The organism is Methylobacterium sp. 190mf, from assembly GCF_900107945.1.
Classification (GTDB): Bacteria; Pseudomonadota; Alphaproteobacteria; order Rhizobiales; family Beijerinckiaceae; genus Methylobacterium.
Map to the genome: position 1 here is coordinate 158,764 of NZ_FNVI01000009.1, position 25,158 is coordinate 183,921.

At 71.4% G+C, this 25,158-nt stretch carries 22 protein-coding genes; 8 read left to right on the forward strand and 14 right to left on the reverse strand.

What is annotated here, in order from left to right; genetic code table 11:
* Positions 1-118: 118 nt before the first annotated feature.
* The 5 genes from C4T42_RS13050 to C4T42_RS13070 all read right to left on the reverse strand — a co-directional run bounded on the left by C4T42_RS13050 (position 119) and on the right by C4T42_RS13070 (position 4,247).
* Positions 119-2,005: an adenylate/guanylate cyclase domain-containing protein gene (locus tag C4T42_RS13050; RefSeq protein WP_020091687.1), complete on the reverse strand. Its 1,887-nt coding sequence runs from the start codon at positions 2,003-2,005 to the stop codon at positions 119-121.
* Complete coding sequence (locus C4T42_RS13055; protein ID WP_020091686.1) at positions 2,002-2,523, reverse strand: FecR domain-containing protein; 522 nt, start codon at positions 2,521-2,523, stop codon at positions 2,002-2,004. The genes C4T42_RS13050 and C4T42_RS13055 overlap by 4 nt, the downstream gene beginning before the upstream one ends.
* 23 nt (positions 2,524-2,546) lie before the next feature.
* Complete coding sequence (locus tag C4T42_RS13060; protein WP_020091685.1) at positions 2,547-3,227, reverse strand: Crp/Fnr family transcriptional regulator; 681 nt, start codon at positions 3,225-3,227, stop codon at positions 2,547-2,549.
* Positions 3,228-3,537: 310 nt separating this feature from the next.
* A complete protein-coding gene (locus C4T42_RS31945) occupies positions 3,538-3,678 on the reverse strand; it encodes a hypothetical protein (RefSeq protein WP_020091684.1) in 141 nt (46 codons plus the stop codon).
* Positions 3,679-3,767: 89 nt separating this feature from the next.
* Positions 3,768-4,247, reverse strand: a complete 480-nt coding sequence (locus C4T42_RS13070) for a cupin domain-containing protein (protein WP_042675771.1) — start codon at positions 4,245-4,247, stop codon at positions 3,768-3,770.
* 233 nt (positions 4,248-4,480) lie between these two features.
* On the opposite strand from C4T42_RS13070, the gene C4T42_RS13075 reads away from it, so the two are divergent.
* On the forward strand, positions 4,481-5,911 hold the full coding sequence (locus tag C4T42_RS13075; protein ID WP_103985201.1) for a sensor histidine kinase: 1,431 nt from the start codon (positions 4,481-4,483) through the stop codon (positions 5,909-5,911).
* Entirely contained in the window at positions 5,908-6,573 is a 666-nt protein-coding gene (locus tag C4T42_RS13080) for a response regulator transcription factor (protein WP_026604713.1), read from the forward strand. Before C4T42_RS13075 ends, C4T42_RS13080 begins: the two co-directional genes overlap by 4 nt.
* Before the next feature lie 33 nt (positions 6,574-6,606).
* Here the strand turns inward: C4T42_RS13080 and gyrB are convergent, their stop codons facing one another.
* The 5 genes from gyrB to C4T42_RS13105 form a co-directional block, all read right to left on the reverse strand.
* Positions 6,607-9,051 (reverse strand): DNA topoisomerase (ATP-hydrolyzing) subunit B, encoded by a 2,445-nt coding sequence (gene gyrB / locus C4T42_RS13085; protein WP_020091680.1) that lies wholly within the window; start codon positions 9,049-9,051, stop codon positions 6,607-6,609.
* A 178-nt stretch (positions 9,052-9,229) separates the two neighbouring features.
* Complete coding sequence (locus tag C4T42_RS13090) at positions 9,230-10,192, reverse strand: aldo/keto reductase (protein WP_020091679.1); 963 nt, start codon at positions 10,190-10,192, stop codon at positions 9,230-9,232.
* Between the two features lie 5 nt (positions 10,193-10,197).
* Complete coding sequence (locus C4T42_RS13095; RefSeq protein ID WP_020091678.1) at positions 10,198-10,842, reverse strand: MBL fold metallo-hydrolase; 645 nt, start codon at positions 10,840-10,842, stop codon at positions 10,198-10,200.
* A 101-nt stretch (positions 10,843-10,943) separates the two neighbouring features.
* Entirely contained in the window at positions 10,944-11,327 is a 384-nt protein-coding gene (locus C4T42_RS13100) for a hypothetical protein (protein WP_020091677.1), read from the reverse strand.
* 67 nt (positions 11,328-11,394) lie between these two features.
* Entirely contained in the window at positions 11,395-13,062 is a 1,668-nt protein-coding gene (locus C4T42_RS13105; RefSeq protein ID WP_103985202.1) for an alpha-amylase family protein, read from the reverse strand.
* Positions 13,063-13,218: 156 nt separating this feature from the next.
* On the opposite strand from C4T42_RS13105, the gene C4T42_RS13110 reads away from it, so the two are divergent.
* The gene (locus C4T42_RS13110) at positions 13,219-16,263 is read left to right on the forward strand and encodes a transglycosylase domain-containing protein (RefSeq protein WP_020091675.1); all 3,045 of its coding nucleotides are present in this window, start codon (positions 13,219-13,221) and stop codon (positions 16,261-16,263) included.
* A 28-nt stretch (positions 16,264-16,291) separates the two neighbouring features.
* Complete coding sequence (locus tag C4T42_RS13115) at positions 16,292-17,353, forward strand: hypothetical protein (RefSeq protein WP_020091674.1); 1,062 nt, start codon at positions 16,292-16,294, stop codon at positions 17,351-17,353.
* Positions 17,354-17,368: 15 nt separating this feature from the next.
* Here C4T42_RS13115 and C4T42_RS13120 read toward each other — a convergent pair whose 3' ends face one another.
* Positions 17,369-17,587, reverse strand: a complete 219-nt coding sequence (locus tag C4T42_RS13120; protein ID WP_020091673.1) for a hypothetical protein — start codon at positions 17,585-17,587, stop codon at positions 17,369-17,371.
* Positions 17,588-17,855: 268 nt separating this feature from the next.
* Here C4T42_RS13120 and C4T42_RS13125 point away from each other — a divergent pair, with 268 nt between their 5' ends.
* Both C4T42_RS13125 and C4T42_RS13130 read left to right on the forward strand, forming a co-directional pair.
* Positions 17,856-18,104 carry a hypothetical protein gene (locus C4T42_RS13125; RefSeq protein ID WP_012317333.1) on the forward strand — a complete coding sequence of 83 codons (249 nt, stop codon included), beginning with the start codon at positions 17,856-17,858 and terminating at the stop codon, positions 18,102-18,104.
* Positions 18,105-18,280: 176 nt separating this feature from the next.
* Positions 18,281-18,919, forward strand: a complete 639-nt coding sequence (locus C4T42_RS13130; protein ID WP_026604712.1) for a hypothetical protein — start codon at positions 18,281-18,283, stop codon at positions 18,917-18,919.
* A gap of 15 nt (positions 18,920-18,934) precedes the next feature.
* Here the strand turns inward: C4T42_RS13130 and C4T42_RS13135 are convergent, their stop codons facing one another.
* Positions 18,935-19,513 carry a polysaccharide biosynthesis/export family protein gene (locus C4T42_RS13135; protein WP_020091671.1) on the reverse strand — a complete coding sequence of 193 codons (579 nt, stop codon included), beginning with the start codon at positions 19,511-19,513 and terminating at the stop codon, positions 18,935-18,937.
* A gap of 189 nt (positions 19,514-19,702) precedes the next feature.
* Here C4T42_RS13135 and C4T42_RS13140 point away from each other — a divergent pair, with 189 nt between their 5' ends.
* The gene (locus tag C4T42_RS13140; protein ID WP_103985203.1) at positions 19,703-21,922 is read left to right on the forward strand and encodes an exopolysaccharide transport family protein; all 2,220 of its coding nucleotides are present in this window, start codon (positions 19,703-19,705) and stop codon (positions 21,920-21,922) included.
* 12 nt (positions 21,923-21,934) lie between these two features.
* On the opposite strand, the gene C4T42_RS13145 is transcribed toward C4T42_RS13140, so the two are convergent.
* Positions 21,935-23,119, reverse strand: coding sequence for a GNAT family N-acetyltransferase (locus tag C4T42_RS13145; RefSeq protein ID WP_026604711.1), 1,185 nt, complete (start codon positions 23,117-23,119; stop codon positions 21,935-21,937).
* A 240-nt stretch (positions 23,120-23,359) separates the two neighbouring features.
* Between C4T42_RS13145 and C4T42_RS13150 the strand changes: the two genes are divergently transcribed.
* Positions 23,360-24,421, forward strand: a complete 1,062-nt coding sequence (locus tag C4T42_RS13150) for a polysaccharide deacetylase family protein (protein ID WP_020091668.1) — start codon at positions 23,360-23,362, stop codon at positions 24,419-24,421.
* A gap of 25 nt (positions 24,422-24,446) precedes the next feature.
* On the opposite strand, the gene C4T42_RS13155 is transcribed toward C4T42_RS13150, so the two are convergent.
* The gene (locus tag C4T42_RS13155) at positions 24,447-25,103 is read right to left on the reverse strand and encodes a DUF2155 domain-containing protein (RefSeq protein WP_020091667.1); all 657 of its coding nucleotides are present in this window, start codon (positions 25,101-25,103) and stop codon (positions 24,447-24,449) included.
* Positions 25,104-25,158: the final 55 nt, after the last annotated feature.

Consider the following 25,158-nt stretch of genomic DNA (forward strand, 5'->3'; position numbering starts at 1 on the left):
GAGATGTCTCCCGTTGCGATACGGGGACGATGCACCGGAGAGCCCGGGGTGGACTGTGACCCGGGTCACAGTTTCAGTGTGATCCTCCGGCCGGTCAGCGACGCGCTCGGGGGAGCGGCTAGGACGTCGTCGCGCGCGGGTGGCGCAGCCAGACCTCAAGGGGCTGGCTGCGGCCGCGGATCGCCGCGGTCCGGCTCTCGAATCCTCCCTCCGACCGCTCGAGCCCGGCCGCCTGCGCCAGCTCGGCGCTGAGTGCCAGGCGAGCGTGGGCGTCCGCCGCGACCGCCAGCAGGCGGCTCGCCACGTTGACCGTGTCGCCCGTCGCGGTGATGTGCTGGTTGGTGTCGCTGCCGAGGCGCGAGAGGATCACCGGCCCGTAATGCGCGCCGATGCGCAGATCGAGGGCCGGCCCGGATCCGTGCAGGACCGGGCTGTCCGCGATCCAGGCGCGCGTGCGGACGATGAGTTCCTCCGCGGCCTGGACGGCGTGCGCCGCCTGGTCCGGGTCCGGATCGAGGGCGCCGAACAGGATCATGGCGCCGTCGCCCATGAAGTTCACCACGACGCCCCCGCGCAGGGTCACCGCTTCGTCGACGAGATCGTGGAACGTCTTGAGCATCGCCCGCGTCCGCGCCGGGCCGAGCTGCTCGCTCCGGCGCGTGAAGCCGGTGAGGTCGACGAACAGCACGGGGATGTCGCGCGCGATCGGCTCGGCGAGGTAACCCGGGTCGCGCGCGAGCCGCTCGGCCAGGGCGGCAGGCTGCATCCGCCGCAGCACCTGCTCGGACCGCGCCACGCGCGCGCTCTGGCGGCGCTCGAGCGTCTGGCGGCCGACCGCGCAGACCAGCGCCGGCAGTCCCACGGCCGCGAGCGGCAGGGCGGCGCTCAGCCAGATGCCGTGGGCGAACGCGACGGCGCCCGCGGCGAGCCATCCTGCCGTCGCGAGCAGGACCAGGATCAGGCCCGGGCCCGGCGGCAGCACCGCGATGGCGAGCGCGGACCCGACCGCCAGGAGGACCGAGGCCGCGGCGTCTCGCTGCCGCACGCCGGCGTCCCGGACGAGGGCGTCCCCCGTGGTGAGGTGGGCGATGCCGGTAGCGAGGAGTTCGACGCCGGGCAAGACGGGATCGAACGCGGTGGCGAAGGTGTCGCCGCCGCCGAGCGCGGTGACGCCGATCACGACGATGCCGTCCGAGAGCGCCGCGGCCGGCGCCGTCCCGTCGAGGAGGGCGGCCGCGCTCACCGTCGCGATCGTGCGTCGCGGACCGTAGGGGCGCAGCGGAAGGTGGTAGCCGAGGTCCAGCGACAGGGCGCGGTCGCCGATCTGGACGCGCCCCTTGCTGAGCACGGGGTCGTTGCGCGCCGCCAGGGCGGCCGCGCGCAGCACGAAGGACGCGGCGACGCCGTCGGCCGTGCGCACGACCAGGGGGAGATGGCGGGGTACGCCGGACGCGTCCTCGGCGACGTTGACGACACCGGACGCGACGTCTTCGCCGAGCTTCGGCGACGGCCGGTGGAGCGCGGTGGCGAACGGGATGCCGTCCTCGCTGGCGCTCCCGTCGAAGACCGCAGCCGAAGCCAGGATCGCTGTGGTCTTCCCGAGGGCGACGGCGAGCGCGCTGTCCGCCTCCGGCTGCCGCCCCGCCTCGAGGAAGAGCACGTCGACGGCGATCACGCGCGGGCGGGCCTCCGCCACCCGCTCGACGATCCGCGCCATCGTGGTCCGCGAGACCGGGAAGCCGCCTTCGCGCCGCACCGTCGCGTCGTCGACCGCCACCACGGTGAGGTTGGCGGGCGGCGTGCGCGGGCCGGCGAGCCGCAGGCGCAGGTCCGTGAGGGCGGATTCCAAACGATCGAGGGGCGTCGCGCGCCCGGTGAGATGGAGATGGCCGAGCCAGGCGCCCCAGGCGAGCGCGCCGAGCGACGCGGCGAGCAGGAAGACGCGCCGCGCCAGCCGGAAGGTCCGGTCGGGCGTCGGAGCCGCCGGCCGACCGGCCTCGCTCAACGCCCGAACCGCTCGAGCAGACTCCTGACGCGCTCCTGGGGCCAGCGCCGGACCTCCAGAGGGTCGCGGCCGTCATCGACGTCGACCCCCTCGCCCGGCCCGAGCGTGACGGCGACCTGCGGGTCGGTGCGCCGGGCGACGTCGACCCGTCCCTGGGCCACGAAGACGGAGGTGCGCGCCCGCGTCACGTCGACGGCGTAGACCGTGCCCCGCACCGAGGCCACCGCGTGGGGGGTGAGGATCTGGAAGCCGTCGCGGCGGACGCGGCGGCTCGCCGGGATGGTGACGAAGACCGCGTTGCCGCCGATCTCGGCGCCCTTGAGATGTCCGTCACCGTCGGGTCCCACAGGGCGCAGGCTGCCCGCGCGCTCGGTTTCGAGCGTCAGGCCGTCGGCGCAGTGCAGGATCCGCAAGGGCGGATCGAAGCGCGTCGTCTCCGTACATCGCGTCTGCGCTGCGGCGCTCGACGCCGCGATGGTGAGGGCGGCCGTGGCCGCCAGGCGCGCTGTCGTTCTCATGCGGTGAAGCCCTGTCGCCCCGATCATGTCTGCGCCCGCGCGCCCAGCGCGACGAGCCGGTGTGAGGCCCGCACGGTGACGCGCGCGCGGCCGAGATCGATGAGGCCCGATCTCTGCCAGTCCTGCAGGACGCGGTTCACGCTCTCCCGCGCCGCGCCGACGAAGGCCGCGAGTTCCTGCTGCGTCACCTGGATCTCGGCGCCGTAATCCTCCGACAGCATGATCAGGCGCCGGGCGAGGCGCATGTCGAGCGGCAGCAGCGTCGCCTCCTCCATGCGCGCGCTCATCCAGCGCAGGCGCTGGCACAGCAGGCCGATGATCCGGACCGCCAGGGCGGGATCGCCGTGGAGCAGTTTGAGGAAGGCCCGCCCCTCGACGACGAACAGGTCGGCCGGCTCGAGCGCCACGGCCTCGGCGGTCCGTGGATGGCCGTCGAGGAAGGCGATCTCGCCGAAGACGTCGCCCGGCCCGAGCAGGTTGAGGGTGACCGCGCGCCCGTCGTCGGAGCCGGCCCCGATCCGGATCTGCCCGCGCCGCACGGCGTAGAGGGCATCGCCCGGATCGCCCTTCTGGAAGAGGATCTCGTGTCGCGCGAGGCTGCGCGTCGTGCAGAGCCCGGCAATGGTCTCGATCGCCTCCGGACCAAGCTCAGCGAAGAACGCGTTGGCCTTCAGAAACCGAACGAGCGTGTGCGGCGTGCTCACGACTGCATCTCTCCGGCCGTCGAGCTGGGGCTTATGCGCGTGTCGAGGGCCGATTAGCAAGGCTTACACTGCGAGAGCGGAGGAAGATCATGGGCTCCGCCCGCGGGCGTGCTCACGGCGGCGACGATTGTTACAGGCCGCGCGCCCGCTCCAGCATGCCGGTGGCCCGTCCGCCGATCACCCCGCACGGCGCCTGGCTGTCGCCGGCGGCCGCGCGGGGCAGGATCGAGGCGTCGAAGACCGTCCGAACGTCGCGGCCCGCTCGGGCGGTGCAGCCCTGGAGCCGGTCGGTGACCGCGGCAGCACGGATTCAGTCCGCCCTCGCCGCGCCGGACGGGCGGAACGCCCGCGCGCTGCCGCGGGCGCGGCAGAGGTCGGCGCGGGCCGCGTTCGCCGTCACGTCGGCCGGGTGGGACAGGTCGTTCGCCTCGATGACCGGCGGCGTCGCCATATCGGCGCGCCGCGCGCGATCAGGCCTCTCGAGAGCGTCTGCGGCGGGTCGGAGCGACTGTCGCGCGCGGATCGTACCCCCGTGGACGATCACTTGTCCGAGCGCGTCTTCCTCGGATCGTCGGAGGGATTGATGTAGTCGAGCCCGAAGGGCCCTGTTCCCGAGACCTGGATCACGGCCGGGTCGCGCGTCGTCCACAGCGCGTGGGGCATCTCGGCCGGCAGATACAGGAAGGCACCCGGCCGGAGAGACTGACCCCGGCTCGCGTCGATCGTCTTCCCCATGTCGTGGACGAGTGTGCCGGACAGCAAGGTCACGCTCTCGTCGGTCGCGTGCGTGTGCGGAGCGATGACGTAGTTCGGCGGGAACCGGAGCCTGAGCGTGAACGGTCCGGGCTTGTCCGGATCGCCGGCGATGATGCTGATCTCGCTGCCCTTCGGGAGGGAGGGCGGCGCGGCGCGCCACTGGACGGCTTCGTCACCGGTGACCATGACCATCTCGCCCGCGCGCGCGTCCGGCGCGAGGCATGCGAGGAAGAGGACGAGACAGCAGCTCTGGCGCAAACGCATCGACAATCTCCAGATCGGCGCTGGGGCGAGCCCGGATCGAACCTGTCCGCTGACGCCGAGCCCACTCTACCGTCGGCGGCGCTCGCGACAGGGTCCGTCCTGTTAGACCGCGCGCCTTCGGACCCGCTACGGCAGAACGCCCGTACCGACCCGGGCAAATCGCACGACCTTGCCGGAGACCCTTCCAAGACGGTCGCGCGCTCGCGTACTCTCGGCCTTTCGGGAGAACACGGGTGACACCCTTCAGGCTCAAGCAGGTCCTGGCCGTCTGGGACGCGCGCGAGCTGGATCTCAAATGGGCCCTCGTCGGACGCATCGCGCTGATCGCGATCCTCTGCGCTGCCGGAGCGGCCGCCTACGCGATGCACGACGTCGCGGCGAAGACCCGACAGCGGAACGCCGAGACGGCCGATGAGGTGCATAAGCAGCTCCGCCTCCAGCTCCTGCGAATCGAGCGGGCAGCCGACATTCCCCAACGCTTCCCGGATTGGGAGATCATCACCCGGTACGCTCTGCAACCGGGCCAGTGCGTGCAGCTGATCCCGGCGGAGGCCGGTCCGACACGGTCGAGCTGCTTGGGCGTCGAGGCGCACGCGCGCGCCGCACCCGACTGGTTCGCGACGCTCTACCGGTTCCTCTTCTTCGCCGGATCCACCGTCAGCCTGCCGCTCGAGCATCAGGGGTCGCGGATCGGGATCGTCGAAGCGGACTTCGATCCCGACGCGGTCGTCGGGTCGGCGTGGATCGTGCTGAAGCAGGTGTCCGGCGCTCTCGCGGCCATGACCGTCGTCCTGTGCGTGCTGGTCTACGGCGCGGTGGCGCACGCGCTGCGTCCCGCCAACGAGATCCTGATCGGTATCGATCGCGTCGCGAAGGGCGACCTCGCGTGGCGTCTGCCCAGCCTCCGCCTGCGCGAGCTCCGACGCATCGCGACGGTCTTCAATCAGCTCGCCAGCCATCTCCAAGTCGCCACGCGGGAACGTGCCGAGCTCGCGCGCCGGCTGATCGATGCCCAGGAGCAGGAGCGGCGGTGGCTGTCGCTCGAACTGCACGACGACGTCGCGCAGCGTCTGACGGCGTTGAGCCTTCTCGCCCGGTCGATCCAGGAGGGCGCGCGCTCCTCGTCGCCTTCGGTCGTGGCCGAGAGTGCCGAACTCGCCACCATGGCGTCGGACGCCGTGCGCGCGCTCCGGAGCACCCTCGCCGCACTCAGGCCGCCCGAGATCGACGATCTCGGGCTGCGGGTCGCGCTCCGGAGTCTGATCGCCGCCCAGGCGCAGCGCGCCGGGGGCCGGATCCACGTCACGCTCGCGGCCGACGCGCAGGCCAATCGCCTGCCCTCCGACGCGGCGGCCCATATCTACCGGATCGTCCAGGAAGGCCTCACCAACGCCGTCCGCCACGCGGCCGCGCGCACCGTCGCGATCGCGCTGAACGTCGCGGAGACCGACGGCGGCGCCGAGGTCCAGCTGATCCTCACGGACGACGGGAGCGGCGCCCCCGTGGAGGCGCTGGAGCGCCCGCATTCCGGTCTCGGCCTGCTCGGCATGCGCGATCGCGTCCACGCGCTCGGCGGGCAGATCGTGACGGAAACGGCCCCGGGCGGCGGGTTCCGCTTGCGGGTCCGCTTTCACGCCGCGCTCGCGGGCGACGAGGTGTCATGACCAAACGGCGCATACGCGTGATGCTCGTCGACGATCACGCCGTCGTGCGGGAGGGCTATCGGCGGCTCCTGGAGCGGCAGCCCGACATGGAGGTCGCCGCCGAGGCCGGGGACGGCGCGGAGGCCTATCGCGCCTACCGCATGGTGGAGCCGGACGTCGTCATAATGGACATCAGCATGCCCGGCCGCGGTGGGATCGACGCCATCCGGCAGATCCGGCAGGTGGATCCGAGCGCCCGCATCCTCGTCTTCAGCGTGCATGCCGCGGTGAGCTACGCGCTCCAGGCCATACGCGCCGGCGCCCGCGGCTACATTACCAAGAGCAGCGCTTCGGATCTCCTCATCGAAGCGGTGCGAAGCGTGTTCGCCAACAAGCTGACCCTGTGCGCGGAGATCTCGCACCTGCTGGCCGCGAGCCGGCTGGCGGAGGAGACGTCGCCGATCGACCAGCTGTCGCCTCGGGAATTCGAGATCCTGCGGATGATCCTCGACGCACGGCACACGGACGCGATCGCGGCCGATCTCAGCCTCTCGCCCAAGACCGTCGCGAACTATCACTACGCCATCAAATCGAAGCTCGGCGTCAGCTCGGACGTGGAACTCGTCTACTGCTGCATCCGGTGCGGGCTGATCGATCCCTTCGCGGTCGTCGGAGCGGACTAGAACGCGCGGGCGCGCGGCCCGCAGCGGTATGCGTCACACGTCCAGGTTCGCGACGCTCAGCGCGTTCTCCTGGATGAACTCGCGCCGGGGCTCGACCACGTCGCCCATCAGCTTCACGAACAGGTCGTCGGCATCGGTGACGTCCTTGACCTTGACCTGCAGCAGTGAGCGGACGTCGCGGTCGAGCGTGGTCTCCCAGAGCTGCTGGGCGGTCATCTCGCCGAGGCCCTTGTACCGCTGGAGCTGAAGGCCCTTGCGGCCGAAGGCCATCACGGCCTCGAAGAGCGCTACGGGCCCGTGCAGAACCGTCTCGTCGGACTTCCGCATCAGCGTGGCCGGCTCGCCGTAGATCTCCCGGAAGGCATCGGCCCGCTCGGAGAGGCGCCGGGCCTCCTGCGAGGTGATCAGGCCGGCGTCGAGGGTCGAGACCTGGCGAACGCCCCGGAGCGTCCGGCTGAGGCGATAGCCGCCCTCGAACGACTCGCCCTGCCAGCCCCGCTCGATCTCGTCGGCGATCGCGTCGAGCCGGCGGGCGGTCATGTCGGCCAGGACCTCGGCCTCACCCGCCCGCGACGCCGCCTCGGCATCGAAGGCGCCGGCCAGCACCGCCTGCTCGACCACGGAGCGGTCGTAGCGCGTGTGCAGGCCCTGCAGGATGCTCCGGAACGTCCGGGCCTCCTCGACGAGGCTCTTGAGCTGCGCCCCGGCGAATTCCGCGCCGGTGGAGAGTCGCAGGATTGCGCCGTCGGTGCCCTGGTCGATCAGGTAATCCTCGAGGGCGCGCTCGTCCTTCAGGTAGATCGCCCGGCGCCCGCGCTCGGCTTTGTAGAGCGGCGGCTGCGCGATGTAGAGGTGGCCGCGCTCGATCAGCTCCGGCATCTGCCGGAAGAAGAAGGTGAGCAGCAGAGTGCGGATGTGCGAGCCGTCCACGTCCGCGTCGGTCATGATGATGATGCGGTGGTAGCGCAACTTCTCCGGGTTGAAGCCCTCCCGGTCCGTGGAGGAGCGCCCGATCCCGGCGCCCAGCGCCGTGATCAGGGTGCCGATCTCCGCGGAGGACAGCATCCGGTCCGCGCGCACGCGCTCGACGTTGAGGATCTTGCCGCGCAGGGGCAGCACGGCCTGGAAGGTCCGGTCGCGGCCCTGCTTGGCCGAGCCGCCGGCGGAATCGCCCTCCACCAGCAGGATCTCGCACTTGGTCGGGTCGCGCTCCTGGCAGTCGGCGAGCTTGCCGGGCAGCGAGGCGATGTCGAGCGCGCCCTTGCGGGTCACGGTCTCGCGCGCCTTGCGGGCGGCCTCGCGGGCGGAGGCCGCCAGCACCACCTTGCCCATCACCGACCGCGCCTGGCTCGGATTCTCCTCGAGCCACGTGGACAGGCCCTCGTTGAGCACGTTCTCCACGGCCGGGCGCACCTCGGACGAGACGAGCTTGTCCTTGGTCTGCGACGAGAATTTGGGGTCCGGCACCTGCACCGAGATGACCGCGGTGAGCCCCTCGCGGCAATCCTCGCCGGTGAGCGAGACCTTCTCCTTCTTGGCGATGCCCGACGACTCGGCGTAGCCGGTGACCTGCCGGGTCAGGGCCGCCCGGAAGCCGGCCATGTGCGTGCCGCCGTCGCGCTGCGGGATGTTGTTGGTGAAGGGCAGGACCGTCTCGTTGAACGAGTCGTTCCACCAGAACGCGACCTCGACGCGAATTCCATCGCGCTCGGAGCTGACGACGACGGGACTCGTCATCCCGTCGATCGGCTTGCGGGAGCGGTCGAGATACCGGACGAAGGCCTCGATGCCGCCCTCGTAGTACAGCTCCTCGCGCTTCTTCTCGGCGTGGCGGGCATCGGTCAGGACGATGCGGACGCCGGAATTGAGGAAGGCGAGCTCGCGCAGGCGCTTCTCCAGCGTGCCGTAGTCGAACTCGATCATCGTGAAGGTGTCGGTCGACGGCAGGAAGGTGACTTCCGTGCCGCGCCTTCCGTTCCCGGGCCCGATGATCTCCAGGGGTGCCACGGCGTCGCCGTGGCGGAACTCCATCGCGTGCTCCTTGTCGTTGCGCCAGATGCGCAGGCGCAGCCACGACGACAGGGCGTTCACCACCGAGACGCCCACGCCGTGCAGGCCGCCGGAGACCTTGTAGGAGTTCTGGTCGAACTTACCGCCGGCATGCAGCTGGGTCATGATGACCTCGGCCGCCGAGACGCCCTCCTCCTTGTGGATGTCCACCGGGATGCCGCGCCCATTGTCGGAGACCGTGCAGGAACCGTCGGCGTTGAGCGTCACGGTGACGAGGTCGGCGTGGCCGGCCAGGGCCTCGTCGATGGCGTTGTCCACGACCTCGTACACCATGTGGTGGAGGCCGGAGCCGTCGTCGGTGTCGCCGATATACATGCCGGGCCGCTTGCGGACGGCGTCGAGGCCCTTCAGCACGCGGATGGATTCCGCGCCGTAATCGGCGGGCTCGGTCTGGGGGGTGTCGGCCATGAACTTCCTCGGCAGGCGGGCCTGATCGCGTCGGTGGCAGATGCGCCCTCGGGCGCCCGCGCCTGAACTCTCGCTTGGTCCGCCTGATATAGGGGTTCCGCGTTGAGATTGCACGATTTTACGGGTCCGCGGCGGGCCCGTCCCGTCGCTTTTGTGACGCCCGTCGCTTAACGCTGCGTTAGCCCTCGATGCCGCCCGCGCTCGCCGCATCCAGGCGGTCGATCGCCCCGGGTGCGAGCGTCAGCCGGACGGCGCCGAGCAGCTCGTCGAGCTGCGCCACGGAGGTCGCGCTCGCGATGGGCGCGGTGATGCCGGGGCGGGCGATGATCCAGGCGAGCGCGACCTGGGCCGGACTCGCGCCGTGGGCCTGCGCGACCGAATCGAGGACGTCGAGCAGCGCGAGGCCGCGGGGGTTCAGGTACTTGGCGACCCGGTTCTCCCGCGGGCGTCCCGCCGCGTCGTCGGCACTTCGGTACTTGCCGGTCAGGAAGCCGGCCGCCAGGGAGAAGTAGCCGATCACGCCGATCTGCTCGGCCCGGCAGAGCGGCTCAAGCTCGGCCTCGTAGCCGCGCTGGGCGAGGCTGTAATCGGGCTGCAAGCACTCGTAGCGCGGCAGGTCCGCGGAGGCCGAGACCGCCAGCGCCTCCGCGAGCCGGGCCGCGGTGTAGTTCGAGGCGCCGATCGCCCGGACCTTGCCGGCCGCGATCAGGCGCTCGTGCGCCCTCAGGGTCTCCTCGAGGGGCACCGCCGCGTCGTCGAGATGCGACTGGTACAGGTCGATCCGGTCGACCCCGAGGCGCCGCAGCGAGGCCTCGCAGGCCCGCTCGATATGGGCTGCCGAGAGGCCCTGGCCGGCCTCGCCCAGGTCCATGCCGACCTTGGTCGCCAGGACGATCCGGTCACGCGCGCCCGGTCGGGCCGCGAGCCACTTGCCGATCACCGTCTCGGATTCCCCGCCGACGTGGCCCGGGGCCCAGCGCGAGTAGACGTCGGCGGTGTCGATGAAGTCGAAGCCGCTCTCCACGAACCGGTCGAGGATCGCGAAGGACGCGGCCTCGTCGGCCGTCCAGCCGAAGACGTTGCCGCCGAGGCAGAACGGCGCGACCGTCAGGTCGGAGCGGCCGATGCGGCGCCTGTCCATGCGCGTCAATCCTGCAGGAAGGGGTTGGACACGCGCTCCGCGCCGAGAGTGCTGGTCGGTCCGTGGCCGGGGATGAAGGCGACGTCGTCGCCCAGCGGCAGGACCTTGTCCTTGATGGCGCGGATGAGCTGCTCGTGGTTGCCGCCGGGCAGGTCGGTGCGGCCGACCGAGCCCTTGAACACCACGTCGCCGACGAGGGCGAAGCGCGCGTCCCGGCTCACGAACACGACGCTGCCGGGCGAGTGGCCGGGGCAGTGGAGGATGTCGAAGCCGAGCCCGCCGACCGTCACGGCGTCGCCCTCGTCGAGCCACCGGTCAGGCGTGACGGGCCGGGCGGCGCCGAGGCCGTAATTGGCCGCCGTCTCGGGCAGGGAATCGAGCAGGAACTTGTCGGCCTGATGCGGGCCCTCGATCGGCACGCCGAGGCGCTCGCGCAGCTCGTCGGCGCCGGCGGCGTGGTCGACGTGCCCGTGGGTCAGCAGGATCTTCTCGACGGTGACGCCCTGCTCGCGGATCGCCGCCTCGATACGGTCGAGGTCGCCGCCGGGATCGACGACGGCGCCGACCTTGGTGGCGTCATCCCAGATCAGGGTGCAATTCTGCTGGAAGGGCGTGACCGGGATGATCCCGGCGCGTGGCGTACCTGGCATGTCGTCCCGCGTGTTGGTGGCGCCGCTCCGGACGCCCTCCGCCCCAGTTTAGCGTAGAACGCCGGTGGGCGGCACCCTGCGCGGCACCCTGCGCGGCACGCTCAGGCCGCGTCGCCCCTGGGGCGGCGCAGGCTGTCGTGAAGCGCCAGCATCTCGGCCATGCCGAGCGACCGCGAGCTCCAGCGGGTCTCCGCGGCGTTGACCTGGGTGAACCGGTCGTGGGACCGCCCGCCATAGGCGCCGAACAGGGCTCTGCCCGCCTCGACGGCACCGTCGCCGGGCGCCGTCTCGTCCGGCCGGTCGATCCGGTAGGACGGCGTCGGGGAACGGCCGGTCACGCCGATCCGCACCCAGGCGTCGCCGTGATGCTTCTGGCACATCCGCATGGTGCTCAGGACCTGGCGCAGGTAGGCCTCGCCGTCGGCGAGATCCGGCAGGACGTCCGCGATCGTCGCGTCCGGGGGATGATGCTTCGTCCGGGCCATGTCCCACCTCGCTCCGGCCTGTCCTACCGTGTCGGCCGGCCGAGGGCGAGCCGGGCCCCGGTATTCCTCACGTCGGCCGCCGCTTCAGCAGCGCGTCGAGCCCGCCGACGCGGAACCAGTGGTAGCCGTATCCCTCCAGGAACAGGCAGTGGCGGCCGTCGTCCTTCACTTCGCTGCGGGCGCCGGTGAGCAGGTCGACGAGGATGTCGTGCTCGCGATACTCGGATCCCGACGCCATCGCGACCTCCACGGGCTCCGGCGCCAGGTTGTGGACGCACAGGATGGCATTGCCGCGCCACGCGTAGCGCAGCGCCAGGACCGACGGGCGCCCGGTCTCCATCGCAACGACGTCGCCCCAGCCGATCTCCGGCGCCTCTTTGCGCTGCCGGATCATGCTCTGCATCCAGTTGAGCAGCGAGCCCTCCTCGTGGCGCTGGTCGGCGACGTTCACGTGCGCGTAGCCGTAGGGGCCGTGGTCGATCAGGGGCAGGACGGTGCGCCGGGCCGTCGAGAAGCCGCCCTGGTGCTCGCTCGTCCACTGCATCGGCGTGCGGGCGCAGTCGCGCTCCGGCAGAGCCAGCTCGTCGCCCATGCCGATCTCGTCGCCGTAGCGCAGCACCGGCGTTCCGGGGAGGGTGAACATCAGCGAGTAGGCGAGGCGGATCCGGCGGGGATCGCCGGCCAGCATCGGCGCGAAGCGGCGGCGGATGCCGCGGTCGTAGAGCTGCATCCCCTTCTCGGGTCCGAAGGCGTCGAACACGCTCTGGCGCTGCTTGTCGGTGAGGCGTCCCAGATCGAGCTCGTCGTGGTTCCGCAGGAAGATGCCCCACTGGCAGGAGAGCGGGCGCGGCTTCGTCCGCTCGATCGCCTTGACGAGGGGCCGCGCATCGTGGGCCGCCAGGGCGTAGAAGGTCGCCTGATTGACCTGGAAGTTGAACATCATGTGCATGCGGTCGGCGTCGTCGCCGAAATAGTCGAGGTCCTGCTTCGGCAGGATGTTGGCCTCGGCCAGGATGATCGCGTCGCCCTGGCGCCACTGCAGGAACTCGCGCAGGTCGCGCAGCATCTCGAACTGCTCGCGGGGCTTGCCGCCGACATCGGCGCCCTTCTCGGCGATGACGAACGGCACCGCGTCCATGCGGAAGCCGGAGACGCCGAGCTGTATCCAGAAGCCCATGATCTTCAGGATCTCGGCCAGCACCTCCGGATTGGCGGTGTTGAGATCGGGCTGGAAGTTGAAGAAGCGGTGGAAGTACCAGGCCTTGGCCTTCGTGTCGTAGGTCCAGGTCGTCTCTTGCACGCCCGGGAAGACCATGCCCTCGTCAGCGCTCGCGGGGCGCTCCTTCGACCAGACGTACCAGTCGCGGTAGGGCGATTTGGGGTCGGACCGGGCCGACTGGAACCACGGGTGCTGGTCCGAGGTGTGGTTGACGACGAGGTCGATGAGGACACGCAGGCCCCGCTGCTTGGCGGCGTGCGTGAAGGCGACGAAGTCCCCGAGCGAGCCGTAATCCGGATCGACGCCGTAATAGTCGGCGATGTCGTAGCCGCCGTCCTTCTTGGGCGAGGGCTGGAACGGCATCAGCCAGACCGCGGTGGCGCCCAGGCCCTGGATGTAGTCCAGCCGGCGTTCAAGCCCGGCGAAGTCGCCGATGCCGTCGCCGTTGGCGTCCATGAACGTGCCGACGGACAAGCAGTAGATGATCGCGTTCTTATACCACAGGTCGTTGATCATGGGCCCCCCGGCATCGTCGCGCCTCACGAACGTGGGAGCCGGCCAAAGCGTTGCCGTGCGGCGTCTCCTTAAATCAGCCGCGTTGTGCACGCCCTGTTCAGGCGCGCTTCCGAAAGGTCCGCGCTCGCCCCGTCGCGTCCCCCGAATCCGGCCCGTATGAACGCCATCCTGATCAAGCTGTTCGCGACCGCCCTGACGCTCAGCCAGGTCACGACACGGCCGGACGCGGTCCGGACGCAGTTCGATCCCGCGACGGACGGCCCGGAGGTGGTGCGCCTGCTGCGCGACGGCTGCGCCCACATGCGCAAGGCCTTCGACATCGAGGACATCAATCTCGACGAGTTGATCACCACCGCGATGGAGGATCCGTCCACGGTCGCCGGTCCGGCCGCGCCGAAGATCCTGCACGGTCTCGACCTGACCGAGCTGAACACGAGCTACAAGCAGTTCTGCAAGGGCGAGAACCCCGCGAACTCGCCCTTCGACGCGAAGGCGGTGATCGAGTTCTACGACAACGCCACCAAGGATCTGCCCAGCGCCGAGGCCCTGCGCGACAAGGCCCTGCCGGGGATGACCCGGATCCTCGACGGCGCCGGCAAGCCCTTCGCCGAGGCGTCGGAGCCGAACGGCCGCCGCATCGTGGTGCCGATCACGGCGGTCCCGAACCTCGTCCAGAAGGCCTTCATCGCCGCCGAGGACAAGCGCTTCGAGACCCATCACGGCATCGACGAGCGCGGGGTGATCCGCGCCTTCATCGCCAACCTCGCCTCGCCGGGGCGGCCGGCGGGCGGCTCGACCATCACCCAGCAGGTGGTCAAGAACCTCTCGGTCGGCGACGACGTCACCTACGAGCGCAAGATCCGCGAGATGATCGTCGCGTCGCGGCTGGAGCGCATCCTGACGAAGCCGCAGATCCTGGGGCTCTACCTCAACGGCATCTATCTCGGCCGCGGCGCCTACGGTATCGAGATGGCCGCGCAGAGCTATTTCGGGAAGCCGGTGGGGCAGCTGACCCTGCCGGAAGCGGCGCTCCTCGCCGGCATGCCCAAGGGGCCGAACTTCTACAGCCCGGACAAGTACCCCGACCGCGCGCGGGAGCGGCGCGCCTACGTGCTCGCCCGCCTCAAGGAAGAGGGGACGATCACCGAGGCCGAGATGAGCGCGGCGATCAAGTCCGATCTCGGTCTGAAGCCGATCGAGACCGCGCGGCGCGATTCCGGCTTCTACGTCGTGGATTTCCTCAATCGCGAGGCCCGGACCTTCGCGGGCGTGGATTCGCTGACCTCCGGCTCGCTGACCGTCCGTTCGACGATCAACGCGGGACTGCAGCGCGCCGTCGAGGACGCCCTGCAGGACGGCCTCGCCAATTACGAGCGCGGCACCGGCCGTCAGGCCTTCACGGGGCCGGAACTCAACCTCGTCGACAGCGTCCGGCGGATCCAGGCGGCGACGCCGGCCCCGGAGGGCTCCGCCTCGGCCGCGCCCGCCGTCACCGGCGCGCGGCCGGAGGCCGCGAAATCCGACGCCAGGCCGGAGGCCGGGCCGGCCGCGAAGCCGCGCCGCGGCGAGAGGGTCGCGGCCGTGCCGCAGAAGAAGCCGGCGTGGCTGCTGGCGCTCGAGAGCGCCCGCCCGGTCCTCTACGACGTTCACTGGCCGATGGCGGTGGTGCTGGAGACCGGCCGCGGCGGCGTGAAGGTCGGCCTCGCCGATGGCCGCACCGCCTCCCTCGACCCCGGCATCGCCCGCGGCAAGCTGCAGCCCTACGACGTGATCCGCGTGAAGGTCAGCGCCGGCAAGGGCGGCCCGCGCGCGCAGCTCCGGGTCCGGCCGACCGTCCAGGGCGCGGCCCTGGTGCTGGAGAACCAGACCGGCCGGATCCTCGCGATGGCCGGCGGCTTCTCCTACCCGCTGAGCCAGCTCAACCGGGTCACCCAGACGGTGCGCCAGCCCGGCTCGACGCTGAAGCCGCTGACCTACCTCGCCGCGCTCAACGCCGGCCTGCAGCCGAACACCCTGGTGATGGATTCCGCCGTGACCCTGCCGCCGATCGGCGGGGCCGGCGATTCCTGGTCGCCGAAGAACTACGAGGGCGGCGGCTCGGGGCCGACGACCCTGCGGCGCGGCCTGGAATTCTCCAAGAACCTCGTCACCGCCCGGCTCCTCCAGGGCGGGATCGCCCCGAAGGCGCCGGCGAGCCTGAAGCGGGTCTGCGACATCGCCCTCGAGGCGCAGATCTACGCCGAGTGCGAGCCCTACTACCCCTTCGTCCTCGGCGCGCAGCCGGTGCGGATGCTCGACCTCGCGGGCTTCTACGCGGCGGTGGCCAACGAGGGCGCCCGCCCGGCGCCCTACGCGCTCGAATCGGTCGAGCGGGACGGCAAGCCGCTCTACACGCACGCCGCCAAGGAGCCGGTGCGGATCGCCTCGGCGGACCGCGTGGCCTTCTACCAGCTGAAGACCATGCTGCAGGGCGTGACGCAGCACGGCACGGCCGCGGCGCTCGCGAAGGTCTCGGCCTACGTGGCCGGCAAGACCGGCACCTCGGAGAACGAGAACGACGCGTGGTTCGCCGGACTGACCAATGAGATCAGCGTGGTTGTCTGGGTCGGCTACGACAACGCCGACGGCACCCGCAAGACGCTCGGCCGCGGCCAGACCGGCGGCCACGTCTCGGTGCCGATCGCCTCGGCGATCCTGCAGGCGGCCTGGGCGAACGGTGTCGCCAAGACGCCGCTGCGGGGCCCCTCCCCCGAGGCGCGCCCGTTCATCGCCGACCTGCCGATCGACCCGCGCAGCGGCGTGCGGATCGCCGGCGGCGGCTTCCTCGAGCATTTCCGCACCAGCGGCGACGGGCGCATGGCGGACACTCAGTACCGCCTCGTGCCGCGCGAGACGCTCTACGCCATGCGGCCCGACGCGCAGGACGGCGACCTCGCCGGCGACGACGGCGCGAGCGTCGCGGGCGACTACTACGGCAACATGACCGGCGAGCGGCCGCGATCCGACTTCCTCGACCCGTTCGGCGAGCGTCCCGCGCCGCGCAGCCGCCGCGCGCAGGGCGACGTGGATCTCTACGGTCAGGATCCCTACAAGCCCTGGCCGGGCCAGACGAATCGCTCGCCCTTCGGCGGGGACGACGACGCGCGCCGCCCGCGCCGCCGCGATCCCGACTACCTGTTCGGCGAAGACCCCGGTTACTGACAGCCCTCCCCGACAGACGAGAATCCCGTTGCGCCAGCAGCTTCCCGCGGCCCTGGCGGCCGCCCTCACGGCCGCGCTCCCGGCCCTCCCGGCACGCGCCCAGACGCCCGCCGCCAACACCGCCCCGGCGCCGGGGCCCGAGCGGATCAAGGAGGTGCCCTCGGTCACGGCCGTCGATCCGGCCGCGATCAAGCCCGGCCAGATCCTGTTCACCGACCATCGCGACAACCCATCGGCGCCGGAGAACGGCCTGATCCCGTACCTCGACTGGCTGAAGGCGCGGCCGGCCGAGGCGGCGGCGCTCGCCCCGTATCCCGGCTACAAGGAGCCGGACTACACGGTCACGGTGAACGGCGTGACCAAGCCGCGGCACGAGACCCTGAAGGTCTACGTCGCCGAGGGGCGCTTCGTCGTCTCACGGCCGCCCGAGGCGATCGACCTCCAGGCCTTCGCCAACCTCGCCTTCGTGCAGAAGATGGATCCGGCGATCAAGCACCGCACCCTGGCGGTCGCCGACGTGACGCCCAACAAGGACCCGGCCGCCGCCTTCGCCAAGCGTCCCGACCGTCCGTGGTGCGAGGGCGCCGGCGCCTGCATCGAGTCGCGCTACGACCTCGAGGGCAAGCTGCCGCTCGGCGTGAAGCTCGCCAACAAGCTCGAGGAAGGCTCGACCAAGAAGATCGCCGAGTTCGTCTCGTTCCAGAGCGAGCTGCGGGTGCTCGGGCCGGACCAGGGCGACCGTCTCAAGGCGCTGACCAAGATCGACACCGCGGTGACCGGCGGCCTCGAGCAGACGATCTTCTGGGTCAACCAGATCCTGCGCTTCGGCAAGTTCCTGGCCGTGTTCCAGCCGATGCCGAACGACCCGACCAAGACGGTGGTCACCACCTATATGGCGCTGGCGATCAAGGGCGACGTCCTCGACCGCAAGGCCGAGTACGCCCGCGTGCCGGTACTCAAGAATCTGCTGCCCGCGCAGGTGCTGATGGGCAATTCCAGCTTCAACACCGGCAACTCGATCAGCGCCGGCCTGCCGGTCTACGCCCGCAACCGGATCGCCACCTTCGCGGACGCACTCACCAAGCGGTGACGCGCCGCGCGCGCCTCACATCCCGCGGTTGCCGATCGTCGGCAGCGTCGGCTGGGTGTAGGCGCGGTTCACGTCGCGGCGGGTCTGGGTGCCGTTGGTGTTGCCCGAGGCCCGGTAGTTGTCGAGGTTGAAGGTCTCGGCGAGGCCGCTGCGGGAATCCGGGCCGTCGCTGGTGCTGCAGGCGCAGAGGCCGCCGAGCGTCAGCGCGGAGAGGGCGAGAAGGGTCAAGCGCATCGCGTATCCTGAAAGCGGGCCGTGGCCGGCCCGCGACCGGCCACGGCCGGAGCGGCCCTCACGGGACGTCTCGCGGCATGGTCAGCGCGGAGGCGCCTCCGTCAAGGTCGCGCGCAAGATGTAAATCCGTTCTGCCGCCTCCGATGCGCGCCGGCCACGGAAAATCCACCACAGACCCGGATTGCGGCGGATAGGGCCGGCCAATCGTGTTGAGTTCGGCCCCCTCCCCCTGGCGAATCCCGGTCGTTTCGGGCGACAACCCTCCGCGATGAGCAACGTCTTGCCCTTCCGTCCGCGCCCGACCGTCACCCGCCTCGCTCGCTGCGAAGTTGTGACCGTGGCCGGTGATCTCCTCGCCCTGCTGGAGCAGCTCGAGGATGTGAGCGCCCGCGCCGCCGCGATGGGGCGTCCGGCGATTGAGGTCGAGCGCACCGTCCAGCACCTCTTGGATGCCGTGAGCGCCGTGGAGCGCGCCCTCGACTGCATCGGCGAGGGCGAGCAATCGGCGCCGGGCTAGACCGCGTCCCTGCGCGCTCGGGCGCGCCGGGCTCCTGACCGCGGGGACGTCGAATCCCGCGCCGGCGGGTCGCCGCGGGGCATTCCTAAGCAGACTCTAAATCATCCGGAACCCTCCAGTACGCCTTGCGGTTGAGGGTCGGATGCTCGCGTCGGGCGTCGCTTCCGGAGGGTGCTATGAGGCTTCGCACGAGCAGCTTGCTGGCCGTCATGGCGGCCGGCGGTCTCCTCGCCGGGACGGCGATGCGCGCCCAGGCCGCGGAGGTCGGATTCCTCGAGATGCTGTTCGGCGCCCGGCCGGCCCCGCAGCAGGCCCAGCCGGCTTCTACCCCAGCCCCCGCCTTCGACGGCCGCGCCTTCGGCCGCCACGCGACCCCGCGGCTCGGGGCGGCGCGCCGCCGCTTCCAGACCCGCTACGCGGCGCTCCCGCTCAAGATCCGCGTCAAGGAGCGGGAGATCAGCGAGCGCCAGACCCCCATCGACATGAAGGGCGGCGCGACGGCGGCGCTGCTCAAGGACGAGACGCTGCGGCCGGGCGACATCGTGGTGCTGAATTCCGGCGCCCGGGTGTTCACCGGGAATCCCGACAAGCGCCACGCGATCCGGGATTTCGAGCCGGTCCAGAACTCGCGCTTCGTGAGCCGGGGCACGCGGAAGGTCCTGGCCGGGCTGTTCACGCCGGTCGGCGCCGTGCCCGCGCAGGAGGCGCGGCGGATGATGGCCCGTGCCCGGCAGCCGATGCCCGAGGTGGCGACGCCGATCCCAGCGCAGAAGACCGCCATGCGGGTGATCAACCCGTGGCAGGGCGGGCAGTGACCGGCGCGGCGCCGCTCAGAAGAAGCGTTCCTTGATGACGATCGTGTCGCCCGGCCGGACCGCGTAGGTCATCGGCACGATCCCGGAGATCAGCGAGCCGCCGGCGTCGCGGGTCAGGACGGCGTAATCGCGCGCTGCCCGGGGGCCGAAACCGGCCGCGATCGCCACCGCCGTCTCCACGGTCATGCCGTTGACGAACGGGTACTGACCGGAGGTGGTGACTTCGCCGAGGATGTAGAACGGTCGGTAGGCGTCCACCTCCACGGTGACGTGCGGCTCGCGCACGTATCCGGAGGCCAGCTTGGCCTCGATCGCCTTGGCCGCCTGCGCGGTCGTCTGACCGCCCACCTGCACGGTCCCGATCAGCGGCATGGCGATGCGCCCCGCGCCGTCGACCGCGTATATGTTGGACAGGTTGTCCTGGCCGAACACGATCACCCGCAGCTTGTCGCCCGCCGCCAGCGTGTACCGCGCGGCGATCGAGCCGGTGCCGGTGGCATCGAGCTGGTCGGTGCGGAAGCTCGGCCGCAGGCAGCCGCCGAGCGCCAGAGTCGAGCCGAGTGCGAGGAGCAGAGCGCGCCGGTTCATCACCATCGCCGTCATGGATGCAGTTGCGGGGTGATGTAGGCCGTTAAGGTTAATGAAACTTGATCACCGCGCGACGGAGGCGGTGCCGTCACCGGCCCGCGCGGCCCTTAACTCTTGAGCAACCTTAACATCCACTAATGGCCGCGGGACGGCAGTAATGCCCGCCCGGCCTGTCTCCGCGTTCAGAGCGTCCGCATGTCCACGATCCGTCAACGCTCGATCTACGCCGTGCCCGGATCCCAGCCGCGCGCCGAGGAAGGCCTCGGCCTCGCGCAGCTGCCGCGGATCCTGCGGCGCTCGATCGGCTGGGTCGTCGGGCCGACCCTGGTGGTCGCCCTGGGCGCGAGCGTCTTCGTCAACGTGGTCAGCCCCCGCTACACCGGCGAGGCGAAGGTGCTCCTCGAGAGCCGCGACCCGGCCTTCGCCCGCACCGCGCAGGAGCGCGGCGACCAGCTCGCGCCGATCGACGAGCAGGCGGTGGCGAGCCAGGTGCAGGTCGTGATGTCCCGCGATCTCGCCCGCGAGGCGATCCGCCGACTCAAGCTCGTCGGCAACGCCGAGTTCGATCCCGGCGCGGGCAGCATCGGCGCCGTGCAGCGCGTGCTGATGATGCTCGGCATCGGTCCCAATCCCCTGGACCGCCCCGCCGAGGACCGGGTCCTCGACGCCTACTTCGACCACCTCCTGGTCTTCCCTGCCGGCAAGTCGCGCATCCTGACGATCGAGTTCCGCGCGAAGGATCCGAAGCTCGCGGCCGAGGCCGCCAACACCATCGCCAAGCTCTACATCGGCTCGCTGGAGGCCGATAAGGTCGACACCGCCCGCTACGCCTCCACCTGGCTCGGCGGCAACATCGACGGGCTGCGCAAGCGCGTCGCCGAGGCGGAGGCCAAGGTCGAGGCGTTCCGCGCCAAGAACGGCCTCGTAGGCAGCACCGGCCTGGCCGGGCGGCCGCTCAACGCCCAGCAGCTCGGAGAGCTGTCGAGCCAGCTCTCCGCGGCGCGGAGCCTGAAGGCCGACCTCGACGGCAAGGTGAAGGCCATCAAGGACCTGATCAAGGACGGGCGCGCCTTCGAGATTCCCGACGTCGCCAACAACGAGGTCATCCGCCGGATCGTCGAGAACCGGATCTCCGTGCGCGCCCAGCTCGCCCTCGAGTCGCGGACCCTCCTGCCGGCTCACCCGCGCATCAAGGAGCTGCACGCCCAGCTCGAGGACCTCGACGCCCAGATCAAGGCCTCGGCCGAGCGCGTCGTGCGCACGATGGAGAACGACGCCAAGATCGCGGGCGCCCGGGTCGAGAGCCTCCAGGCCGCCGTCGACGGCCAGCAGGACGTCGTCGTCCGCGGCAACGCCAGCGAGATCCAGCTCCGCGCGCTGGAGCGCGAGGCCAAGGCGCAGCGCGAGCAGCTCGAATCCTATCTCGGCCGCTACCGCGAGGCGGCGGCGCGCGACGGCGAGGCCGCGACCCCAGCTGACGCCCGCATCGTGTCCCGCGCGGTGACGCCCGAGGTTCCGTCCTTCCCGAAGAAGCTGCCGATCGTCGCCTTCGCGACGCTGCTGACGCTGATGCTCTCGGTCGGCGGGGTCATCGCCAGCGCGCTGCTGGCCGAGTCCGGCCGCGCCGCCGGCGACCGCGACGGCGATCCGGCTGACGATCGGCGGCGCCGCGAGCCGGTGCTGGATCGACCGTCCTTCACCTTCCCGGAGGCGACGCCGGCCGCCCGCTGGTCCGAGGCGTCGGGCGCGGCTGCCGCCGCGTCGGCGGCGCCCGCCGCGGCCACGGCGCTCCGCTCCCCCGACACGTTCGATCTCGCGCCGCTCGTCGCGCGCATCGCGGCGGCGCCCCGCGCACCGGAGGCGCAGGCGGGTCGCCGCGTCCTGATCGTCGAGACCGAAGCCCGTCGCGGCGTCCCGACGCTGCCCGAGGCCCTGACCCGCGCCCTCGGTCGCGAGGGGAGCCTCGTCGCCGTCGACCTGAACCTGCCGAACGACGGCACGGCGCGGCTCGGCTTCGCCGACCTCATCGCCGGCGAGGCCGCGTTCCTCGACGTGATCCAGGCACGCCGGGACGGCGGCCAGCATCGGATCGAGGCGGGGCTGCTGGAGTCGACCGTCCTGTTCGACGAGCCCGATGCCCTGGCCCTGACCTTCGAGGCCATGGCCGAGGCCTACGACTGGGTGGTCTTCCGGCTCCACGCCGCGCCGGGGGCCGTCGACCTCCTCGAGCTCGTGGCCGGCTTCATGGACAGCGTCGTCATCGCGTCGAACGCCGATGCCGAGGATCCGGCGCTGGCCGACCTCTACGCCCTCGCCGAGAAGGCCGGCGCGGGGCAGATCCTGGTCGCGCAGGATCGCCCAGCCGCGTCCGATGTCGAGGAGGCGCGGGCGGAGCTGCGCCTCAACGCCGCCTAGGCCGCGCGCCGATCAGGACCGGCGCAAGGTGCGGAGCCGCTTGAGGGCGGCGTAGAGGCGCGGGTCGCGCTTGATCCGCCGTTTCGTCCGCGTCAGGCCCCGGCGCAGGGCGCCGTAGGCCCGGCCCCGCAGGGTGACCGGGATGATCGTCTCGACGAGGCTGATCGTCTCGTCGCAGATGCTGGCCTTGTAGCGCGCCTCGCCGACGCCGAGATCGAAGCCCTGCCGGCCGCGGGCGGTCTGGTCGCGCACGAGATGCTGCAGGAGAAGGTCGCCGGGACTGTAACGGGCGACCTCGGGGTCGCCGTCGAACGCCGTCATCATGCCGCTGAACCGTCGGTCGCTGACGGCACCGCCGAAGGTGGCGAGAACGCGGCCGCTCTCGGCGAGACACAGGGCGTACAGCTCCACGGCGGGCTCTGCGCCGGTCGACGCGGCCGTCAGGAAGGACCGGATCGCGGGATCGGCGTAAGGGTCGGCCACGCCCATGCCGGCGAAGCGGGCCGATTTCTGCGCGAAGAACGCCGCCAGCAGGCGCGCCGCCTCGTCGGCGGACTCGGCGCGGCGGTAGACGATCGCGCCGTGCGCCTCCACGAGGCGCTTCTCCTTGGAGCGCAGCTTCTTCCGGGCGTCCGCGCTGAAAACCCGGCGCACGGTCGCCTCCGGATCCGGCCCGAGCATGAGGCCGTAGCCGTCGCTGGCCTCCGCCTCGCCGGTCGCGGCGAGCGGGTTCGCTGCCCCGTCCCACATCCGGGGCTGGTGCTTGAGCGCGAAGGCGTCGATCCCCTCAGCGCGGCCGGCGCGGATCAGCGCGGCGACGATGCTGCCGGGCCCGATGGCCGCCGCGTCGCGGGTGGCGAAGAGCGGCATGTGATAGTTGGCGTGCGTGCCGCCGACCGTGCGCGCGAGGCGCAGCCCGTGCTCCCGGCTCAGGGTGAACGGGACGAGGATGCGCGGCCGTCCGTCGTCATCCCGCAGGACCGCGACGCGCGCGCGCTCGGCCAGTCCCGTCGCCCGCAGGTAGGCGCTGATCCAGTCGAACCGCTGATACGGCGTGCCGAGGCTCGCCGGATCGGCTTCCAGGCGCCGCCACAGCGCCTCCGCCGCGGTCAGATCGGGGATGACCTCCGCGACGAGCCCCCCGGCGCTGCGCGAATCGACCATGTCCGTTCCCGCTACGTGGACACCGACCGCCATGACCCGATCTCCCGGGGACCGCGCGCGATCCCGTGCCGCGCAAACCCTGACGGCAAGCGGCTGAACAGCCCGTCACTCCGATCGATGATGGCGCGATACCGGCGCCGGACGGTCCGTCAAAGAACAGTCGTGGCTAATGATAGCTTGCTTTCGCCGCGGCCACGCATGCTTTCGGCTTTGTTTACCCGGGCGAGCCAAGGCTGTGCCGAGCTGGGCCGCGGGCCCGAACGGTTCAGGGCCATGCTGTCGTCGCGTGCCAAGCATCGGGTCTTCGCGTCCGGGTTCCGCGCGATCCAGGCGCTCGGGGCGGACCGCTGGCTCAGCCCCGCGGCGCGCGGCCTCGGCGTGATCCTCACTTTCCACCACGTCAGCCCCGACCCGGTCCCGGCCTTCGCGCCGAACCGCCTGCTCGGCATCACCCCCGAGTTCCTCGATCTGACCCTGCGCGAGCTCGATGCCCGCGGCTTCGAGATCATCGGTCTCGATTCGGTGCCGGAGCGGCTGGCCGAACCGGATTACGGGCCGCCCTTCGCGGTCCTGACCTTCGACGACGGCTACCGCGACAACGTCGAGCACGCCCGTCCCGTGCTGGCCCGCCACGGCGCGCCGTGGACCCTGTTCGTCACCAGCGGCTTCGCCGACCAGGCCGGGCGGCTCTGGTGGATCGAGCTGGAGCAGGCGATCGCGCGCCTGGACCGGGTGCGCATCGACGTCGGCGCGCGGAGTCTCGACCTTCCGGCGCGAAGCCCGCAGGAGAAGGCGCTGGCCTTCGAAGCCCTGTACCGCGACCTGCGGCGCGGGGACGAGGCGGACCTCCTCGACCGGATCGCGGCCCTCTGCCGGCAGGCCGGCTTCCCACCCGGACGCCTCGCCGCCGATCTGTGCCTGTCCTGGGCGGAACTGCGCGACCTCGCCGCCGACCCGTCCGTCACCGTCGGCGCCCACACGGTCAGCCATCCGATGCTCGCCAAGCACGCTCCCGCGATCGCGGCGCGCGAGATCGCCGAGGGGCGCGCGCGGATCGAGACGGAACTCGGGCGGCCGGTGCGGCACCTCTCCTACCCGGTCGGGGATCCGACCTCCGCCGGCCCGCGGGAATTCGCCCTGGCGCGGGAGATGGGCTTCGCGACGGCCGTGACCACGCGGCCCGGCCACCTCTTCGCCGAGCACGCCGCGCACCTCCAGGCCCTGCCCCGGGTGTCGGTGAACGGTTGCCACCAGACGCGCGCGGCGCTCGCCGGACTGCTCTCCGGCGTCCCGTTCCTGGCGTGGAATCGCGGGCGACGGCTCAACGTCGCCTGAGGCGACGACCCGCCCGCGGGCGGCGTCAGCGGAACAGCGCGTCGAACAGGTTCTGCGGCTGCTGCTGCGGCGGCGGGGCCGGCGCCGGCCCCTCGTTCGACGGGAAGAACTTGCGCGAGGGCTTCTGGCGGGGCTGCACCGGCACGCCGCGCGGCGCCTCCACGTCCACCTGCCCGTTGGCATTGAGCTGCTGGGCGGTCTTGGTCGCGTCCTTGCCGGGGCGCTTCGCCTTCTCGGGCTTGGCCGCCACGGCCGGGACGTCCTCCTGCTCCTTGGCCTCGGCGATCACGTCGCTGCCGCCCTTACAGTCGACCAGCCACACGTCGTAGATCGGGTGCTCGATCGCGTGCAGGCCGGGGCTCGACGCGAACATCCACCCGGTGAAGATCCGGCGGTACTTGTTGTCGAGGGTGACCTCGTCGACCTCGAGGAACGCCGTGGTCTTGGCGCTCTCGGTCGGCGGGCGCGTGTAGCAGACCCGCGGGGTGAGCTGCAGGGCGCCGAACTGCACGGTCTCGTCGACCGCCACCTCGAAATTGACGATCCGGCCGGTGATCTTGTCGAGGCCGGAGAACACCGCGGTCGGGTTCTTGATCTTGTCGGCGGCGGCGGGGCCGGCGCAGACGAGGAGCGCGAGGCCGGGGGCGAGCGCGCGGCGTGCGAGGGCGATGATGCGGCTCAAGGCTCGGACCCCTGGACGAGGGTGACCGGCCGCGCCAACGGGTGCGCGGCGGGCG

Coding starts and splice junctions, on each gene's coding strand:
- C4T42_RS13055 (WP_020091686.1), bottom strand. CDS start 2,523: ATGAGAACGACAGCGCGCCTGGCGGCCACGGCCGCCCTCACCATCGCG.
- C4T42_RS31945 (WP_020091684.1), bottom strand. CDS start 3,678: ATGGCGACGCCGCCGGTCATCGAGGCGAACGACCTGTCCCACCCGGCC.
- C4T42_RS13070 (WP_042675771.1), bottom strand. CDS start 4,247: ATGCGTTTGCGCCAGAGCTGCTGTCTCGTCCTCTTCCTCGCATGCCTC.
- C4T42_RS13080 (WP_026604713.1), top strand. CDS start 5,908: ATGACCAAACGGCGCATACGCGTGATGCTCGTCGACGATCACGCCGTC.
- gyrB (WP_020091680.1), bottom strand. CDS start 9,051: ATGGCCGACACCCCCCAGACCGAGCCCGCCGATTACGGCGCGGAATCC.
- C4T42_RS13090 (WP_020091679.1), bottom strand. CDS start 10,192: ATGGACAGGCGCCGCATCGGCCGCTCCGACCTGACGGTCGCGCCGTTC.
- C4T42_RS13095 (WP_020091678.1), bottom strand. CDS start 10,842: ATGCCAGGTACGCCACGCGCCGGGATCATCCCGGTCACGCCCTTCCAG.
- C4T42_RS13100 (WP_020091677.1), bottom strand. CDS start 11,327: ATGGCCCGGACGAAGCATCATCCCCCGGACGCGACGATCGCGGACGTC.
- C4T42_RS13105 (WP_103985202.1), bottom strand. CDS start 13,062: ATGATCAACGACCTGTGGTATAAGAACGCGATCATCTACTGCTTGTCC.
- C4T42_RS13110 (WP_020091675.1), top strand. CDS start 13,219: ATGAACGCCATCCTGATCAAGCTGTTCGCGACCGCCCTGACGCTCAGC.
- C4T42_RS13120 (WP_020091673.1), bottom strand. CDS start 17,587: ATGCGCTTGACCCTTCTCGCCCTCTCCGCGCTGACGCTCGGCGGCCTC.
- C4T42_RS13125 (WP_012317333.1), top strand. CDS start 17,856: ATGAGCAACGTCTTGCCCTTCCGTCCGCGCCCGACCGTCACCCGCCTC.
- C4T42_RS13130 (WP_026604712.1), top strand. CDS start 18,281: ATGAGGCTTCGCACGAGCAGCTTGCTGGCCGTCATGGCGGCCGGCGGT.
- C4T42_RS13135 (WP_020091671.1), bottom strand. CDS start 19,513: ATGGTGATGAACCGGCGCGCTCTGCTCCTCGCACTCGGCTCGACTCTG.
- C4T42_RS13140 (WP_103985203.1), top strand. CDS start 19,703: ATGTCCACGATCCGTCAACGCTCGATCTACGCCGTGCCCGGATCCCAG.
- C4T42_RS13145 (WP_026604711.1), bottom strand. CDS start 23,119: ATGGCGGTCGGTGTCCACGTAGCGGGAACGGACATGGTCGATTCGCGC.
- C4T42_RS13150 (WP_020091668.1), top strand. CDS start 23,360: ATGCTGTCGTCGCGTGCCAAGCATCGGGTCTTCGCGTCCGGGTTCCGC.